The sequence below is a fragment of the Paracoccus luteus genome, from assembly GCF_004522155.1.
In the GTDB taxonomy this organism is placed as follows: Bacteria; Pseudomonadota; Alphaproteobacteria; order Rhodobacterales; family Rhodobacteraceae; genus Paracoccus; species Paracoccus luteus.
Map to the genome: position 1 here is coordinate 43,037 of NZ_SDEA01000014.1, position 15,499 is coordinate 58,535.

At 65.6% G+C, this 15,499-nt stretch carries 14 protein-coding genes and 2 pseudogenes; 13 read left to right on the forward strand and 3 right to left on the reverse strand.

Annotation, left to right across the window (positions count from 1 at the left end):
- Positions 1 to 38: 38 nt before the first annotated feature.
- Positions 39 to 263, reverse strand: a complete 225-nt coding sequence (locus EPA64_RS16360) for a hypothetical protein (RefSeq protein ID WP_167626678.1) — start codon at positions 261 to 263, stop codon at positions 39 to 41.
- A gap of 48 nt (positions 264 to 311) precedes the next feature.
- On the opposite strand from EPA64_RS16360, the gene EPA64_RS14150 reads away from it, so the two are divergent.
- The 5 genes from EPA64_RS14150 (at position 312) to gltS (ending at position 6,693) form a co-directional block, all read left to right on the forward strand.
- Positions 312 to 2,069: a PHA/PHB synthase family protein gene (locus tag EPA64_RS14150; RefSeq protein WP_089389381.1), complete on the forward strand. Its 1,758-nt coding sequence runs from the start codon at positions 312 to 314 to the stop codon at positions 2,067 to 2,069.
- A 4-nt stretch (positions 2,070 to 2,073) separates the two neighbouring features.
- Positions 2,074 to 3,468, forward strand: a complete 1,395-nt coding sequence (locus tag EPA64_RS14155; protein ID WP_089389382.1) for a bifunctional enoyl-CoA hydratase/phosphate acetyltransferase — start codon at positions 2,074 to 2,076, stop codon at positions 3,466 to 3,468.
- On the forward strand, positions 3,465 to 4,634 hold the full coding sequence (locus tag EPA64_RS14160; protein ID WP_035745643.1) for an acetate/propionate family kinase: 1,170 nt from the start codon (positions 3,465 to 3,467) through the stop codon (positions 4,632 to 4,634). Before EPA64_RS14155 ends, EPA64_RS14160 begins: the two co-directional genes overlap by 4 nt.
- Positions 4,631 to 5,395 (forward strand): enoyl-ACP reductase FabI, encoded by a 765-nt coding sequence (gene fabI / locus EPA64_RS14165; RefSeq protein WP_035745640.1) that lies wholly within the window; start codon positions 4,631 to 4,633, stop codon positions 5,393 to 5,395. The genes EPA64_RS14160 and fabI overlap by 4 nt, the downstream gene beginning before the upstream one ends.
- A gap of 92 nt (positions 5,396 to 5,487) precedes the next feature.
- The gene (gene gltS, locus EPA64_RS14170) at positions 5,488 to 6,693 is read left to right on the forward strand and encodes a sodium/glutamate symporter (protein WP_134726965.1); all 1,206 of its coding nucleotides are present in this window, start codon (positions 5,488 to 5,490) and stop codon (positions 6,691 to 6,693) included.
- Positions 6,694 to 6,706: 13 nt separating this feature from the next.
- Here gltS and EPA64_RS14175 read toward each other — a convergent pair whose 3' ends face one another.
- Positions 6,707 to 7,192: an IS5 family transposase gene (locus tag EPA64_RS14175; RefSeq protein ID WP_131023395.1), complete on the reverse strand. Its 486-nt coding sequence runs from the start codon at positions 7,190 to 7,192 to the stop codon at positions 6,707 to 6,709.
- On the opposite strand from EPA64_RS14175, the gene EPA64_RS16955 reads away from it, so the two are divergent.
- The 7 genes and pseudogenes from EPA64_RS16955 to EPA64_RS16825 form a co-directional block, all read left to right on the forward strand.
- Positions 7,150 to 7,278, forward strand: coding sequence for a hypothetical protein (locus tag EPA64_RS16955; RefSeq protein WP_255435433.1), 129 nt, complete (start codon positions 7,150 to 7,152; stop codon positions 7,276 to 7,278). The genes EPA64_RS14175 and EPA64_RS16955 overlap by 43 nt on opposite strands.
- A gap of 35 nt (positions 7,279 to 7,313) precedes the next feature.
- On the forward strand, positions 7,314 to 8,102 hold the full coding sequence (gene tnpB, locus EPA64_RS14185; RefSeq protein ID WP_081962565.1) for an IS66 family insertion sequence element accessory protein TnpB: 789 nt from the start codon (positions 7,314 to 7,316) through the stop codon (positions 8,100 to 8,102).
- A gap of 74 nt (positions 8,103 to 8,176) precedes the next feature.
- Positions 8,177 to 8,512, forward strand: coding sequence for a DUF2190 family protein (locus EPA64_RS14190; protein WP_036707950.1), 336 nt, complete (start codon positions 8,177 to 8,179; stop codon positions 8,510 to 8,512).
- Positions 8,512 to 8,823 (forward strand): head-tail joining protein, encoded by a 312-nt coding sequence (locus tag EPA64_RS14195; RefSeq protein WP_036707952.1) that lies wholly within the window; start codon positions 8,512 to 8,514, stop codon positions 8,821 to 8,823. The genes EPA64_RS14190 and EPA64_RS14195 overlap by 1 nt, the downstream gene beginning before the upstream one ends.
- Positions 8,820 to 9,452, forward strand: a complete 633-nt coding sequence (locus tag EPA64_RS14200) for a DUF6441 family protein (RefSeq protein ID WP_089389384.1) — start codon at positions 8,820 to 8,822, stop codon at positions 9,450 to 9,452. The genes EPA64_RS14195 and EPA64_RS14200 overlap by 4 nt, the downstream gene beginning before the upstream one ends.
- A gap of 104 nt (positions 9,453 to 9,556) precedes the next feature.
- The gene (locus EPA64_RS14205) at positions 9,557 to 10,063 is read left to right on the forward strand and encodes a DUF6653 family protein (RefSeq protein WP_036707965.1); all 507 of its coding nucleotides are present in this window, start codon (positions 9,557 to 9,559) and stop codon (positions 10,061 to 10,063) included.
- Positions 10,064 to 10,066: 3 nt separating this feature from the next.
- Positions 10,067 to 10,288 (forward strand): annotated as a pseudogene (locus EPA64_RS16825) (acyl-CoA transferase); the annotation flags it as partial.
- A 161-nt stretch (positions 10,289 to 10,449) separates the two neighbouring features.
- Here EPA64_RS16825 and EPA64_RS14215 read toward each other — a convergent pair.
- Positions 10,450 to 11,579 (reverse strand): IS3 family transposase gene (locus EPA64_RS14215; protein WP_370454610.1). Its coding sequence is split into 2 segments (ribosomal slippage): positions 10,450 to 11,333 and positions 11,333 to 11,579, totalling 1,131 coding nucleotides; the frame shifts between segments, so codons are not numbered across the junction.
- Positions 11,580 to 11,642: 63 nt separating this feature from the next.
- Between EPA64_RS14215 and EPA64_RS14220 the strand changes: the two are divergent.
- A pseudogene (locus EPA64_RS14220) lies at positions 11,643 to 15,496 on the forward strand (baseplate multidomain protein megatron); the annotation flags it as partial.
- Positions 15,497 to 15,499 lie beyond the last annotated feature (3 nt).

Below are 15,499 nucleotides of genomic sequence, written 5' to 3' on the forward strand. Positions count from 1 at the left end.
GCCTTGGCCCGGCGTTGGTGCCAGCGGCATTGGCCGGGTCATGGCCTCGACGTCGCGCCGTTTTGCCGGTAATCGTCCATGATGATCAGGGCAGGGACAGGGGATTCCGTGTCCGCCGCCGGACGCCGATGCTTTGCCTGTTCAGTCCGGGGGCGGCTGTTTCGGCGGTTTGACGGCGCTTTACGACATGTCGTCGGCATCGGGCCTTGGGCGCAATGCCTATGTTCAAGAAAAATCTTGAACTCTTTGATTTCGATCAACACTCGTTGATAGTTCTGTGCTAACTTCCGCCGGTAAATTGGAGACGCGACATGGTCCTTACTCCCAAATCAGATGGCTCGGGTGCAACCGGCGATGAAAGCCTTGGCATCGAGGCTTTTCAGGCCGTTGACCGCATACGAGAGGCGCTCTCGGGACAGCTCAGCGGCGGGGTCTCGCCCGGCTCGCTGATGATGGCCCATGTCGACTGGGCCTTTCACCTGGCGCAGGCACCGGGCAAGCAGATGGAACTGGGCGTCAAGGCGGGCCGCAAATGGCAGCGTCTCATGGCGCATCTGATGGCCTCGGCGATGGATCCGCAGGCCGCGCCGGTCATCACGCCCTTGCCGGGCGACCGCCGTTTCGCCGGTGAAGCCTGGGCGAAACCGCCCTTCAGCTGGATGTCGCAGGCTTTCCTGCTGCAGCAGCAATGGCTGCATAACGTCACCCATGAGGTTCCAGGCGTGACGAAGCACCACGAGGATGTGGTGTCTTTTGCCGCGAAACAGATCCTTGATGTCTGTGCGCCTTCGAACAACCCTTTTACCAATCCCGAGGTTGTGGCACGGACCTGGGCTACCGGAGGCATGAACCTTGTGAAGGGCTGGCAGAACTGGCTGCAGGACGTCGTCCGCCAGATCCGGCAGGAGCCGCCAGAGGGTGTCGAGGCCTTTACACCGGGTCGCGATGTGGCGGTGACGCCGGGCAAGGTAATCTTCCGCAACCACCTGATCGAACTGATCCAGTATACGCCCACGACAGAAACCGTGCACCCCGAGCCGGTGCTGATCGTTCCGGCCTGGATCATGAAATACTATATCCTCGACCTCAGCCCGGAGAATTCACTGATCCGCTGGCTGGTGGCGCAGGGCCACACGGTTTTCGCCATTTCCTGGCGCAATCCGGGTGCAGAGGATCGTGATCTGACGCTGGAGGATTATCGCCGGCTGGGCGTGATGGCCGCGTTGGATGAGATCACCCGTCTAATGCCCGATCAGAAAATCCACGCCACCGGCTATTGTCTGGGTGGCACTTTGCTGTCGATCGCTGCGGCTGCCATGGCGGGGAAGGGGGACGCGCGTCTCGCCTCGCTGACGCTGCTTGCCGCGCAGGTCGATTTCGCCGAACCGGGCGAGCTCGCGTTGTTCATCGACCCAAGCCAGCTGCATCTTCTTGAAAGCATGATGTGGAACCGCGGCTATCTCTCTGCCGATCAGATGGCGGGGGCGTTTCAGCTTTTGCGCTCGAATGACCTCATCTGGTCCCGGATGGTGCGCGATTACATGATGGGCGAGCGGACGGCGATGAATGATCTCATGGCCTGGAATGCCGACAGCACCCGGATGCCCTATCGGATGCATGCCGAATATCTGCGCAGGCTTTATCTGAATAATGAGCTTTCTTCGGGACGCTTCACCGCCGGGGGCAAGACAGTTCTGTTGCAGAACATCCGGGTGCCGATCTTTGCCGTCGGGACCGAGCGCGATCATGTCGCACCCTGGAAGTCGGTCTACAAAATCCACCAGTTCACCGATTGCGAGGTGACTTTCGCGCTGACGTCGGGCGGGCATAATGCGGGGATCGTCTCTCCTCCCGGTCACCCGCGCCGCCGCTACCGGCTGGCGACCCGCGCCCATGACGACGCGCTTTTGCCGCCGGAGACCTGGGTCGAGGCCAATCCTGCAACCGAGGGTTCGTGGTGGACGCCCTGGCAGGCCTGGCTTGCCGCGCGTTCGGGTGCCCCCGCCGCGCCGCCCGCAATGGGCAACGCGCTGGCAGATGCGCCCGGCACATATGTTTTCCAGAGGTGACAAGATGACCGGCACTCTGACCAACTATCTGTTTCACCAGATGAAAATCGGCGACCGCGCCAGTCTTGTCCGCCACGTCGGCCCCAAGGATATTGAATTGTTCGCCGCTGTTTCCGGCGACGCCAACCCCGCGCATCTGGATGCCGGTTTCGCCGCCCATGGGCCGTTTGGCCATGTCGTGGTGCACGGCATGTGGACTGCGGCGCTGATTTCGGCGGTGCTGGGCACCCGCCTGCCGGGGCCGGGGACGATCTATCTCGACCAGCAGATCCGCTTTAACAAGCCGGTTTCGCCAGGCGATACCATCACCGCCGAAGTTGAAGTGGCCGAGCTGATCGAGGGCAAGAACCGTGTCCGCCTGACGACCACCGCCCGCAATCAGCGGGGCGAGGTGGTGCTTTCGGGCGAGGCGCTGGTGCTGGCCCCGGTCGAGCAGGTGACCTGGGTGCCGGGTGACCTTCCCGAGGCGGTGGTCTTGCCGAAGGGGCGCTGGCAGGGCTTTGTCGAAGAGGCCCGCGCATTGCCCCCGGTGCGGGCGGCGGTGGTGCATCCCTGTTCGAAATCCGCGATCCTTGGCGCGATCGAGGTGCGCGACGAAGGCCTGCTTGACCCGATCCTGATCGGTCCCGGCGCAAAGATTCGCGCGGCGGCCGCCGAGGCCGGGGTCTCGCTTGACGGCTTCCGGATCGAGGAGACAGAGCACAGCCATGCAGCGGCGGCGCGGGCGGTGGAACTGGCGGCCTGTGGCAACGTCCAGGTGCTGGTCAAGGGCAGCCTGCATTCCGATGAACTGCTTGCGGCGGTGGTTTCGAAAAGCGGCGGCCTGCGCACCGAACGCCGGATCAGCCATGTCTATGCGATGGATGTGCCCGCCTATCGCAAGCCGGTGATCGTCACCGATGCCGCGATCAATATCGCACCGACATTAGAGCATAAGCGCGACATCTGCCAGAATGCCGTCGATCTGATGCGGCTTCTGGGGCGCGATCAGCCGAAGGTCGCGGTGCTGGCGGCGGTCGAGACGGTGAACGCGACGATGCCCGCCACGCTGGATGCCGCCGCGCTGACGGTGATGGCGGCTCGAGGCCAGATCACGGGCGCGCTGGTTGACGGGCCGCTGGCCTTCGACAATGCGATCAGCCCCGAGGCGGTGGCGACGAAGGGCATCGTCTCGCAGGTGGCGGGCGAGGCCGATATTCTTCTGGTGCCGGATCTCGAGGCCGGGAACATGCTTGCCAAACAGCTGATCTATTTCGCGGGCGCCACGGCCGCGGGGCTGGTTCTGGGCGCACGGGTGCCAATCGTTCTGACAAGCCGGGCGGATCCTTTATCGGCCCGCATCGCCTCGGCTGCGCTGGCCAAGATGGTCGCGGTCCGCAAAGCGGAGGGGAAGGCGTGACCCGCGATCTGATCCTGACATTCAACACCGGATCCTCGACTATCAAGCTGGGGTTTTACGCACTGGAGGCCGCCGCGCCGCGCCCGCTGGCGTCGGGCGTGATCGATTTCCGCGATGAGCCTTTCGAAGTGCGCCTGACGCGCGAGGGCAAGACCTTTTCAGGCCCGATCACAGCGGATCCCGGCGATCTGACAGCCGTGCTGAACCAGGCTTTTGCCTGGCTGGCCGGGCATTTCAATCTTTCGCGCCTTGCGGTGATCGGCCATCGGGTTGTGCATGGCGGCGATGTCTTCACAGGACCAGCCCGGATCACCGATCAGGTGATCGCGCAGATCGACGCGCTGGCGCGGCTTGCGCCGCTGCATCAGCCGCAAAGCCTTGCGCTGATCCGGGCGATGCGGGGGCTTTACCCCGATGTGCCACAGACAGCCTCTTTCGACACGGCGTTTCATGCCACCAACCCGCCCCTGATCCGCCGCTTTGCCCTGCCGCGCGCGCTTTATGATCAGGGGATCAAGCGCTATGGCTTTCATGGTCTCTCCTACCGCTATATCGCCGGGCAACTGGGCGATCTGGCCACCGATGCAAAGGTGGTCGCCGCACATCTGGGCAGCGGCGCAAGCCTTTGTGCGATCCGGGGCGGCAAGAGCATCGACAGCTCGATGGGGTTTTCGACGCTGGACGGCATCCCGATGGCGACGCGTTCGGGTGCGCTGGACCCCGGCGTGATCCTGCATCTGATGGGCGAAATGGGGCAAAGCCTGAAACAGGTCGAGACCATGCTCTATCGTGAAAGCGGCCTTCTGGGCGTGTCGGGTTTCGAGGCTGACAGCCGCGAGCTGATGGCCAGCACGCGCCCAGAGGCTGCCGAGGCGATCGACCTCTTTTGCCTGCGCATCGCGGGCGAGGTGGCACGGTTGGCGACCAGCATGGGCGGGATCGATGCGCTGGTCTTCACGGCAGGAATCGGCGAGCATCAGCCCGGTATCCGCGCCCGTGTCGCCGCGCGGCTGGCCTGGCTTGGGGCAGAGCTTGACCCCGATGCCAATGAAGCAGGGTCGCGCAGGATCAGCACCGCCGCCAGCCGGGTGCAGCTTCTTGTCATTCCGACCGATGAGGAAAGCATCATCGCCCAGGAGGCCGTCAGCGAAGAGGCAGCGACATGATTGATCTGAAAGGCAAACGCGGCCTCGTGGTTGGCGTGGCGAATGAGGCCAGCATCGCCGCCGGTTGCGCCAGGGCCTTTCGCGCGGCGGGGGCAGAGCTGGCGCTGACCTTTCTTAATGAAAAGGCCCGGCCATGGGTCGAACCCGTGGCGCAGGAAGTGGGTGCGCCGCTGTTCCTTCCTTGCGATGTGCGTGAACCCGGCCAGTTGGAAGCCGTGTTTGACCGCATTACCGCTGAATGGGGGCGGCTTGATTTTCTGCTTCATGCCATCGCCTTCGCCCCGCGCGAGGATCTGCACACCAGCGTTGTCAACGCTTCGGCCGAAGGTTTTGCGACGGCGATGGATATCTCTTGCCACTCCTTCCTGCGCATGGCGCGGCTGGCGCGGCCTTTGATGCAGGCGGGTGGTTCGCTGATCACGGTCAGCTTTTACGGCGCGGATCGGGTGGTCGAGAATTACAACCTCATGGGTCCGGTAAAGGCCGCGCTGGAGGCTTCGGTCCGCTATGCGGCGGCCGATCTGGCGGGCGAAGGGATTCGTGCCTTTTCGCTTTCAACCGGTCCGGTCAAGACCCGCGCCGCCTCGGGGATCGACCGGTTCGATGCGCTGATGGATAAGATTCGCGCCCGTACGCCTGCGGGAAAACTGGTAAGCATCGAAGAGATCGGTACGCTGGCGGCCTTTCTGGCAACCGAGGCCGCAAGTCCCATGAGCGGATCGGTGGTCTATGCCGATAACGGATTTCACACCACCGCCTGAGGCAGGCGCGGGGCCCCGCCCTTGACCGGAAGGCGGATCCGGGGCAAAGCGGAATCAACATCAGTTGACAGCATTCTGACAGGCGCCGCCGCGTGACCTTCTTTACGGTTCATCCCTTCCATTCCTTCAATCTTGCCGTGGTCTTGCTGATCGCGGGCAAGATCCTGACCCTGAACATTGATCTTCTGCGCCGCTATTCGATCCCCGAGCCGGTGGCGGGCGGCTTTCTCTGTATCGCGGTAACGGGGCTCCTCTGGGCGCTGTTCGATCTGAAGGTCTCATTCGAGGTGGGGATCTGTGATTTCCTGCTGCTGGTGTTCTTTGCCGGTATCGGGCTGAAATCCGATATCCGCACGCTGCTTGCGGGGGGCAGGCCGTTGGTGATCCTGTTGATCCTTGCGACCAGCTTCATCCTTTTGCAGAACTTCGCGGGGATGGGGCTGGCGAGGCTCTTTGGAATGGAGCCGAAGGCCGGGCTGATGGTCGGCTCGGTTTCGCTGACCGGCGGCGTTGGCACCACGCTGGCCTGGGCACCGATATTCGCCGAAAAGCTGGGGATCACGAATGCGCTGGAACTGGGGGTCGCGGCCAATACTGTCGGGCTAATCGCGGCCTGTGTGATCGGCGGGCCGATTGCGGCGCTCCTGATCCGGCGGGGCGGGCTGAAGGCGGAAAACAAGCGCGATCTGGACATCGGCGTTCCGAATGAGGGGCGCGCGGTCCGGATGGATTACTTCTGCATCCTCTGGTCGATCCTGGCGCTGAATGTCACCGTGCTGATCGGGCTGGCGCTGCATGAGGCGATCACGGCGGCCGGCGTCACGCTTCCAGCCTTTGTCAGCTGCCTTGTCGCGGGGATCGTGCTGCGCAACCTTTTGCCGCTGGCCCCGAGGCGGTTAGTGCGGCGGATCTGGCCTGGGGTCGATGATGCGCTGGCGCTGATCTCGGATCTGTCACTCGGGCTTTTCCTGATCATGGCGCTGATGGGCCTGCAGGTCTGGGAGCTGAACGGCGTCCTTCTGTTCATTACCGCCGCCCTTGTGATGCAGATCCTGCTGACGGTCGGATTCACGATTTGGGTCGTGTTCCCCGCGATGGGGCGCGATTATGAGGCGGCGGTGATCTCGGCCGGGTTTGGCGGTATCACGCTCGGCTCAACCGCCACCGCCATCGCCAGTATGACCGCCGTGGCGCAGCAACATGGCGCGGCGCACCGGGCCTTTGTGATCGTGCCGCTGGTCTGCGGCTTTTTCATCGATATCGTCAACGCGCTGATCATCTCGGCGCTGGTCGGCTAGGGTGTGTTGACGTTCACCGGAGTCGGATGACGGTTGCGGCGAGAGCAATGAAGGCGCTGAAACTTTCATCAGTCTTGCAGCAGCGCATGGCGATGCCTCTGTATTCCTTGAGCCTGCCGAAGAGGTTCTCGATCAGGTGCCGCCACTTGCAGGTTTCGCGGTCGAATTCGGCGGGGAAGCGGCGGTTGGACTTTGGCGGAATGACCGGCTCGATCCCTGCACCGGTTAGCGCCTCGCGCAGCCAATCGGCATCGAACGCCCGGTCGGCAAGAAGTTGGCCACACGTCAGGCCATCGATCAGCGCCCCTGTGCCGCGCAGATCATGGGCCTGTCCCGGCAGCAGCCGAAAGTCGGTCAGGTTGCCGACCGCATCGGCCAAAGCCATGATCTTGGTTGTTATCCCTCCGCGAGAGCGCCCGATGGCCTGGCTTTGCGTCCCCCTTTTGCGCCCTGTCCGTGGCGGTGAACCTTGACGATGCTGCCGTCGATCATGGCGTATCCAAAATCGGCATCTTCAGCCAGGGCTCGGAACATGCGGTAGAACGCATCGGCCTTTACCCATCGCCGGAACCGCTTGAACACTGAGTTCCACTTGCCGAAATCCGCCGGCAAGTCGCGCCATGGACAACCGGTCCGGACTATCCAGAGACCCGTTCTGCGGAGCCGCCTTTGTGTTCCGAGCGAAGCGGGCGGATCGGATCAAGCTCTTGATCTGGGATCAGACCGGGATAGTGCTGGTTCACAAGCGGCTCGAGGGCGGCAAGTTCGTCTGGCCACAGGTGCGCGACGGGGTCATGCGCCAGACGCTGATCAACGATGATCTCGACGCCTTCACCCGGATCCCGGCAATGTACGGCAATTCCATCGCGCAGCTGGAGTCGGACGTGGTCTGGGGCATCATTACCTCGAACCCGGCCATGGCCGACGGCAACGCGCTGTTCCACACCACGCACAAGAACCTCGCGGGCACCGGCGCGGCGCTGGCGGTCGATGCGGTGGGCGCGGCGCGGGCGGCGATGGCCAAGCAGACGGGCCTCGACAAGAAGACGGTGCTGAACGTCCGGCCCGCCTTCCTGATCGTGCCCGCCTCGTTGGAACTGAAGGCCGAGCAGCTGGTCGCGCAGAACCTCGTGCCCGCCGCGACGTCCAGCGTGGTGCCGCAGTCGATCCGCACACTGGCGCCGATCAGCGAGCCCCGGCTCGACGCGGCCAGCGAGACCGCCTGGTATCTCGCGGCCAGCCCGAACCAGATCGACACCATCGAGTACGCCTATCTCGAGGGTCAGCAGGGCGCCTACATCGAGACGCGCAACGGCTTCGACGTCGACGGCGTCGAGATCAAGTGCCGCCTCGACTTCGGCGCCAAGGCGATCGACTGGCGCGGTCTCTACAAGAACCCGGGCGCGTAACGCACCCATCCTGAACCCTGACACACGGGCGGTCCTGACGGGCCGCCCTTCGTCTTTCCACGAGGATCACGTCCATGAAAAACTTCGTCCAGCCCGGCAACACCATCACCCTGACCGCGCCCTATGCCGTCGCCTCCGGCGATGGTCTGCTCGTCGGCTCCATCTTCGGCATCGCCGCCGGAGCGGCCGCCCTCGGCGAGCCCGTCGAGACCTCGCTCGTCGGCGTGTTCGACATCACCAAGGTCGGCTCCCAGGCCTGGACCGTCGGCGCCAAGATCTATTGGGACGACACCAACAAGCGCTGCACCACGGTTGCCACCGACAACACCCTCATCGGCGTGGCCGTCGAGGCGGTGGCGAGCGGCGCGAGCGATACCATCGGCCGGGTACGGCTGAACGCGGCCTTCTGATGAGCGCCTTCGCCGCCGCCGTCGGTGCGCTCTTCGCCGATCCGAACATCGGCCGGGACGCGGTCTACATCGCCGACGGCGGCACGCCCGTCCTGGTGCGCGTCGTCGCCCGGCGTGCCGATGCGGTCACCGACTTCGGCGATGCGCGGCTCTGGTCCGAGACCACGCGGATCGACCTGCGCGTCGCCGAGGTGGCGAACCCGCGTCCCGGCGATAGGATCGAGATCGATGGGGACGCCTTCCTCATTCAGGGCGAGCCCGTCCGCGACCGCGAGCGGCTCGTCTGGACCGTGGATCTGAGGCCCGCGTGAAACTGAAGCTCGACATCGATCCCGACATCGTCGCGATGATGGCGGCTGAGGTCGCCGCGGGCGAACGCGCCGTGACCGCCGCCATGCGCGAGGCCGGGACCGGGCTGAAGTCGGCGTGGCGGTTGCAGATCACCGGCGCGGGGCTCGGCACACGGCTCGCCAATTCGATCCGGAGCCAGACCTTCCCGAGGTCGGGCGAGAGCCTGGACGCCGCAGCTCTGGTCTGGTCCAAGGCGCCGGTCATCGTCGGCGCGCATGACGCCGGGCCGCTGATCCGCTCGAAAAACGGGTTCTGGCTGGCGATCCCGCTGCCCGCCGCGGGCAAGTCCCTGCGCGGCGGCCGGATCACTCCTGGCGAGTGGGAACGGCGACGCGGGCTGCGGCTGCGCTTCGTCTATCGCCGCACCGGTCCGAGCCTGCTGGTGGCCGAGGGGCGGCTGAACACGAAGGGCCAGGCGGTGGTGTCGCGCTCGAAGACCGGACGCGGCAAGGTCACCGCGCCGATCTTCCTGCTGGTCCCGCAGGTGAAGCTGCCCAAGCGGCTGGATCTGGCGCGGGATGCGGAGAGAGCGGTGGACAGCGTGCCGGGGCTGATCGTGGCGAACTGGGTCGAGGGGCGGATCGGCTAATGGCAGGACCTCCGGCGGGCGGACAACGACCTGCATCGGCGCTACAGTAATTTGGCAGGATCGGGGGCACAGAAATGCTAAACGGCTTTGGCGCCGAACGGATCATGGCCATGAACGCTACAGTCTGGGCGCGGCATGCGAATCCCTGGAGTGGCTGGTCGCGGGTTTCGATCCTGCCCCTGCTTGCCGTTGCCGTCTGGAGTCGCGTCTGGATTGGTTGGTGGGCGCTGCTTCCAATAGGCGCAGTGCTGATCTGGACATGGTTGAACCCGCGCCTGTTCCCACCTCCGGCGTCCACCAACAACTGGATGTCGAAGGGTGTCCTAGGCGAGCGCATCTGGCTGCTGCGGGGCAAGGACGCGGCGCTCGCGCATCATGTCCCGGTGGTCAGAGCCCTGACGATTGCGACGTCGACAGGCGCAGTGTTTCTGGTCGTCGGGCTTGCGGCGTTGAATCTGTCCCTGACGATGACTGGCGTTGCTATCGCAATGCTGTCGAAGCTTTGGCTCCTGGACAGGATGGTCTGGGTCTACTCCGAGATCGAGGAAGATCGCTCTCTCCTACACCCGGATGACCGGAAGGCTCATCCCAAAAACCCAGACAGCCCGTAAACCATGCCCACTCCCCGCGAAACCATCCTCGCCGCGCTGCACGCGCGGCTCTTGGCGCTGCCCGCCACCGCCCTGCGCGGTGAGGTGCTGCCCGAGCGCGTCCCGGCCGAAGGCCTGCTGATCCTGCGCGACGGCGAGCCAGGCGAGCCGGAGGTCACGCTCTCGCCACTACGCTACCACTACCAGCACCGCGCCGAGATCGAGGCTGTCGTTCAGTGCGCTGCGCCACGACGAGGTTCCTGCGATCCTGCAGCGGGGCGAGCGCGTGCTGTCGCGGCGCGAGGCGCAGAGCTACGGCGCAGGCGGAGGCGTCAACATAACCATCATGGCGCGTGACGCCGAGAGCTTTGGACCTGCACCGCTTCTGTTCCGGTCAGGTGCTCATGTTAAGCGGCCCTCTGCTCGAAGGCCACGGGTGATTTCCAGCCGAGGGCTGAGTGTTTGCGGCGCGGGTTGTAGAAGCCATTGATGTATTCGAAGAGGGCGATCTCGACGTCGCGTCGGGTGTGCCATTCGCGCCTCCAGACCAGTTCGGCCTTCAGGGACTTGAAGAAGCTCTCGACGGCCGAGTTATCATAGCAGTTGCCCTTGCCGCTCATTGATACCTTGAACCCGTTTTTGCGGAGAAGTTTCTGGTAGTCATGGGCGCAGTATTGCGCGCCGCGATCCGTGTGATGAATACAGCCTGGTGGCGGGCGGCGCAGGGCAACAGCCATGTTCAGCGCCCTGATCGCCAGATCCTGTTTCATCCTGTTGCTGATAGCCCAGCCAATCACGCGCCTCGAGAACAGGTCGATGATGACGGCCAGATAAACCCAGCCCTCACGCGTCCAGATGTAGGTGATGTCGCCCGCCCACTTCTGGTTCGGGGCACTCGCCGAAAAGTCCTGTTGCAAGAGGTTCGGCGCGATGTTGAAGGCGTGATCGCTGTCGGTGGTGCGCTTGAACTTGCGGCTGCGGATGATGCGGATGCCGTTCTGGCGCATCAGACGGCCTACCCGACGCTGTCCGACCCGCAGGCCCAGCTCGTTCAACTCTTCGGTCATCCGCGGCCTGCCGTAGCTGCCCAGGCTCAGCCGATGCTGTTCGCGGATATGCGCCAGGATCACCATGTCGCGCCGCTGACGGATGGACGGGGGCCTGCGCAGCCACGCGCGCAACCCGCGATCCGTTACGCCCATCATGCGACAGAGATGGCTGCGCGAAAGGCTGCCCCGATAGCTGGCAATGAACTGAAACCTCACGGCTTTTGAGCCGCGAAGAACTGAGCCGCCTTTTTTAATACTTCCCTCTCCTCGCGCAATATACGGTTCTCTTTCCGCAGCCGTTCATTCTCGCGCAGAAGATCGGCGTCCCGGTCAGGCACCTTCGCCTCATCGGAAATCGCCCGTATCCACTTGCCGAGCGTCGAAAGCCCAACCCCAAGATCAGACGCAACCTGACGTCTCGTCAGGCCGCTGGTGAGCGCGATGCGAACCGCATCCCGCTTGAACTCGTCGCCGTGTGTCGCTGCCATATCCTGTCTCCTTTGGTGAGAGCATCGCTCTCAGAAGACCGGAACGAAACCGGGGCAGGTCCAGAGGGCGCGCGGCTCGACAGCTTGCGGATCACGTCCTCAACCGAGGGCGCGGTGATCCCGCGGCTCTATGGGCGCATGCGCATGGGCGGCAACATCATCTGGGCGACGGATTTCCGCGAGGAGACGAAGACCACCACGCAGGGCGGCGGCAAGGGCGGCGGGGGCGGCAAGGTCAAGACGACCGAGTATCTCTACTACGCCTCCTTCGCGGTCGCGCTCTGCGAGGGCCCGATCACCGGCATCGGCCGCATCTGGGCCGACGGCAAGCCGATGGACCTCTCCGGCGTCACCTGGCGCTGGTATCCGGGCGACGAAACCCAGACGGCGGACCCGTTAATCGCGGCCAGGATGGGAGCGGCCAACACGCCCGCCTATCGCGGCACGGCCTATGTCGTCTTCGAGGAGCTGGCGCTCTCGACCTACGGCAACCGCCTGCCGCAGCTCTCCTTCGAGGTGTTTCGGCCGCTCGCCGACGCCGACACCGCCGAGGGGCTGACCCGCGCCGTCACCTTGATCCCGGCCTCGGGCGAGTTCACCTACGCGACGCAGGCGATCCGCAAGACCGACGGCGGCGCGACAGTGCCCGAGAACCTGAACGCGCTGGCAGACTCCACCGACATGGTGGAGGCGCTCGACCGGCTGCAGGCGATGGCCCCGGCAGTCGAAAGCGTCAGCCTCGTGGTGGCGTGGTTCGGCGACGATCTGCGCGCGGGCTCCTGCAAGGTACGGCCCGGCGTCGAAGTGTCGGCCAAGTCGACCACGCCGGTCAGCTGGTCGGTCAATGGCGTCAGCCGCGCCAGCGCCTTCCTCGTCAGCCGAGACGATCAGGATCGCCCGGTCTATGGCGGCACGCCGTCCGACTTCTCCGTGTTGCAGGCGATCCAGGAGATGAAGGCGCGCGGGCTGCGCGTGACCTTCTATCCGTTCATCCTGATGGACGTGCCGCCGGGCAACACGCTGCCCAACCCGTATTCCGACAATGCCGCCGCATCGGGCCAGCCTGCCTTTCCCTGGAGGGGCCGGATCACCTGTTCTCCAGCAGCAGGTTTCGCCGGGACCGTGGACAAGACCGCAACGGCCGAAAGTCAGGTCGCGGCGCTGTTCGGCGCGGCGACGCCCGCGAGCTTCAGCGTCTCGGGTCAGTCGGTCTCCTGGACCGGGCCATCGGGCGACTGGGGCCTGCGCCGCATGGTGCTGTACTACGCCCATCTCTGCGCGGCGGCGGGCGGGGTCGACGCATTCCTGATCGGCACCGAGATGCCGGGGCTGACGACGATCCGCTCGAGCGCCAGCAGCTATCCGGCGGTGCTGGCCTACCGGGACCTCCTCGCGGATGTGCGCTCGATCCTCGGGTCCGGGACGAAGATCGGCTATGCGGCCGACTGGTCGGAGTATTTTGGGCACCAGCCGGGCGACGGCAGTGGCGACGTGTTCTTTCACCTCGATCCGCTCTGGGCGGATCCGGAGATCGATTTCGTCGGGATCGACAACTACATGCCGCTCTCGGACTGGCGCGACGGCTTCGAGCATGCCGACGCGGCCGAGGGCTGGCCCGCGATCTACGACCAGGCCTACCTGCAGGGGAACATCGCGGGCGGCGAAGGCGTCGACTGGTTCTATGCCAGTGCGACGGATCGCACCGGGCAGGTGCGGACCCCGATCACCGACGGCGCGGCCAGCAAGCCTTGGGTCTTTCGCTACAAGGATCTGCGCGCCTGGTGGTCGAACGCGCATTACGACCGCCCGGGCGGGGTCGAGTCCGGAACGCCGACGGCATGGGCGCCGCAGTCCAAGCCGATCTGGTTCACCGAACTCGGCTGTCCGGCCATCGACCGGGGCACCAACCAGCCGAACGTCTTCTTCGACNCGGCTGTCCGGCCATCGACCGGGGCACCAACCAGCCGAACGTCTTCTTCGACCCGAAGTCATCCGAGAGCTTCACGCCGCATTTCTCGCGCGGATGGCGCGACGACGCTATCCAGCGGGCGTATCTCGAGGCGACCTATCTCTGGTGGGGCGAGGCCGCGAACAATCCGCTGTCCTCGGTCTATGGCGGCCGCATGGTGCATGTGCCGGAATGCGCCGCCTGGACCTGGGACGCGCGGCCCTATCCGTTCTTTCCGGCGCTGACCGACGTCTGGACGGACGGGGCGAACTGGCGGCTCGGCCACTGGCTGACCGGGCGGCTCGGCGCGGTGTCGCTCGCGGCTCTGGTCCGGCACCTCTGCCTACGCGCCGGGCTGCCCGAGGACCGGATCGACGTCTCCGGTCTCTGGGGCGCGGTCGAGGGCTACGCCATCGGCGCGCTCGAAAGCCCGCGCGCCTCGATCACAACGCTGTCGCGGCATTTCGGCTTCGACGCCGTCGAGACCGAGGGCTTGATCCGCTTCGTCATGCGCGGCCGGGCCTCCGTCGCCACGCTCGGTGCCGACGATCTCGTGGCCGCCCGTGAGGGCGACTTGCTGGAACTGACGCGCGGCCAGGAGACCGAGCTGCCGCAGGCGTTGAAATGGCAGGTCGCCCGCGCCGACGAGGATTACGACGCGGCCCTCGTTGAGGCGCGGCGCATCACGGTGGACACAACGCGGATCGCGTCCGAGTCCTTCCCGATGGCCGTTCCGCCCGAGGAAGCCGAGCGGCGATGCCGCCGCGCATTGATGGAGGCGTGGGTCGGGCGCGAGACGGCGGCCTTCCGTCTGCCGCCCTCGCGCCTGGCGCTGGATCCGGCCGACGCGATCCGGCTCGCCCATGACGGGCGGCTGGTGGATCTGCGGCTCGTCTCCATCGCCGACGCCGAGGCGCGCGGCATCGAGGCGGTCCGCCAGGACCGCGCGACCTACGATCTGCCGCCCGGCGATCCGCGCGCGGCGTCGCTGACGCGGGCTGTCGTGTTCGGCGCGCCGGATGCGGTGCTGATGGACCTGCCGCAGCTGACCGAGGACCAGCCCGCGCATCGGCCGCTGGTCGCCGCCCACGCGGTTCCCCGGCCGGGCGAGATGGCGGTGTTCCGCAGCCCGTCCACGGACGGGTTCGATCTGCTGACCACGTTCGGCAGCCGCGCCCGGATCGGGGCGCTGGTCTCGGACTTCTATCAGGGCCCCACCGCGCGCTTCGATCTCGGCAATGCGCTGGTGGTCGATCTGCTGACCGGCACGCTCGAAAGCGTCACGGACCTGACGCTGTTCGGCGGGGCGAACGCACTCGCGATCGAAAGTGCGCCCGGCGTCTGGGAGATCGTGCAGGCGGGTGCGGCCGAGCTGTTGGCGCCGGGTCGGTATCGGGTGACCCGCTTGCTGCGCGGTCAGCGGGGTACGGAAGGCGCGATGGGGAACCCTGCGCCCGCAGGCGCCCGCGTCGTTGTGCTGGATTCCGCGCTTGCGTCACTGCCCATCGCCGAGGCCGATCTCGGTATCCCGTGGAACTGGCGCATTGGCCCCGCGAGCCGCCCGGTCAGCGACGAGACCTATGTGGCGCAGGCCTTCCCGCCTGAGGGCGTGGGGCTGCGGCCGTTCTCAGTCGCCCATGTCGAGCAGCCGTGGCGCAGGCCGCGCACGCCCGGCGATCTGACGATCCGCTGGACACGCCGGTCGCGCGCACTTTCCGCCGACAGCTGGGGCGGGCTGGAGGTGCCACTCGGCGAGGAGCTCGAAGCCTACGAGGTCGAGATCCTCAACGGCACCATCGTGAAACGGGTGTTGAGCACGACGACGACCAGCGCGCTCTACACCGCCGCCCAGCAGACCGCGGACTGGGGCGCGCTTCTCGCCACCGGCGACACGCTCGACATCCGCATCTACCAGCTCTCCGCCCTCGTGGGGCGGGGCGCGCCCAAGACCGTCGCGCTCACGTTCTGAAGG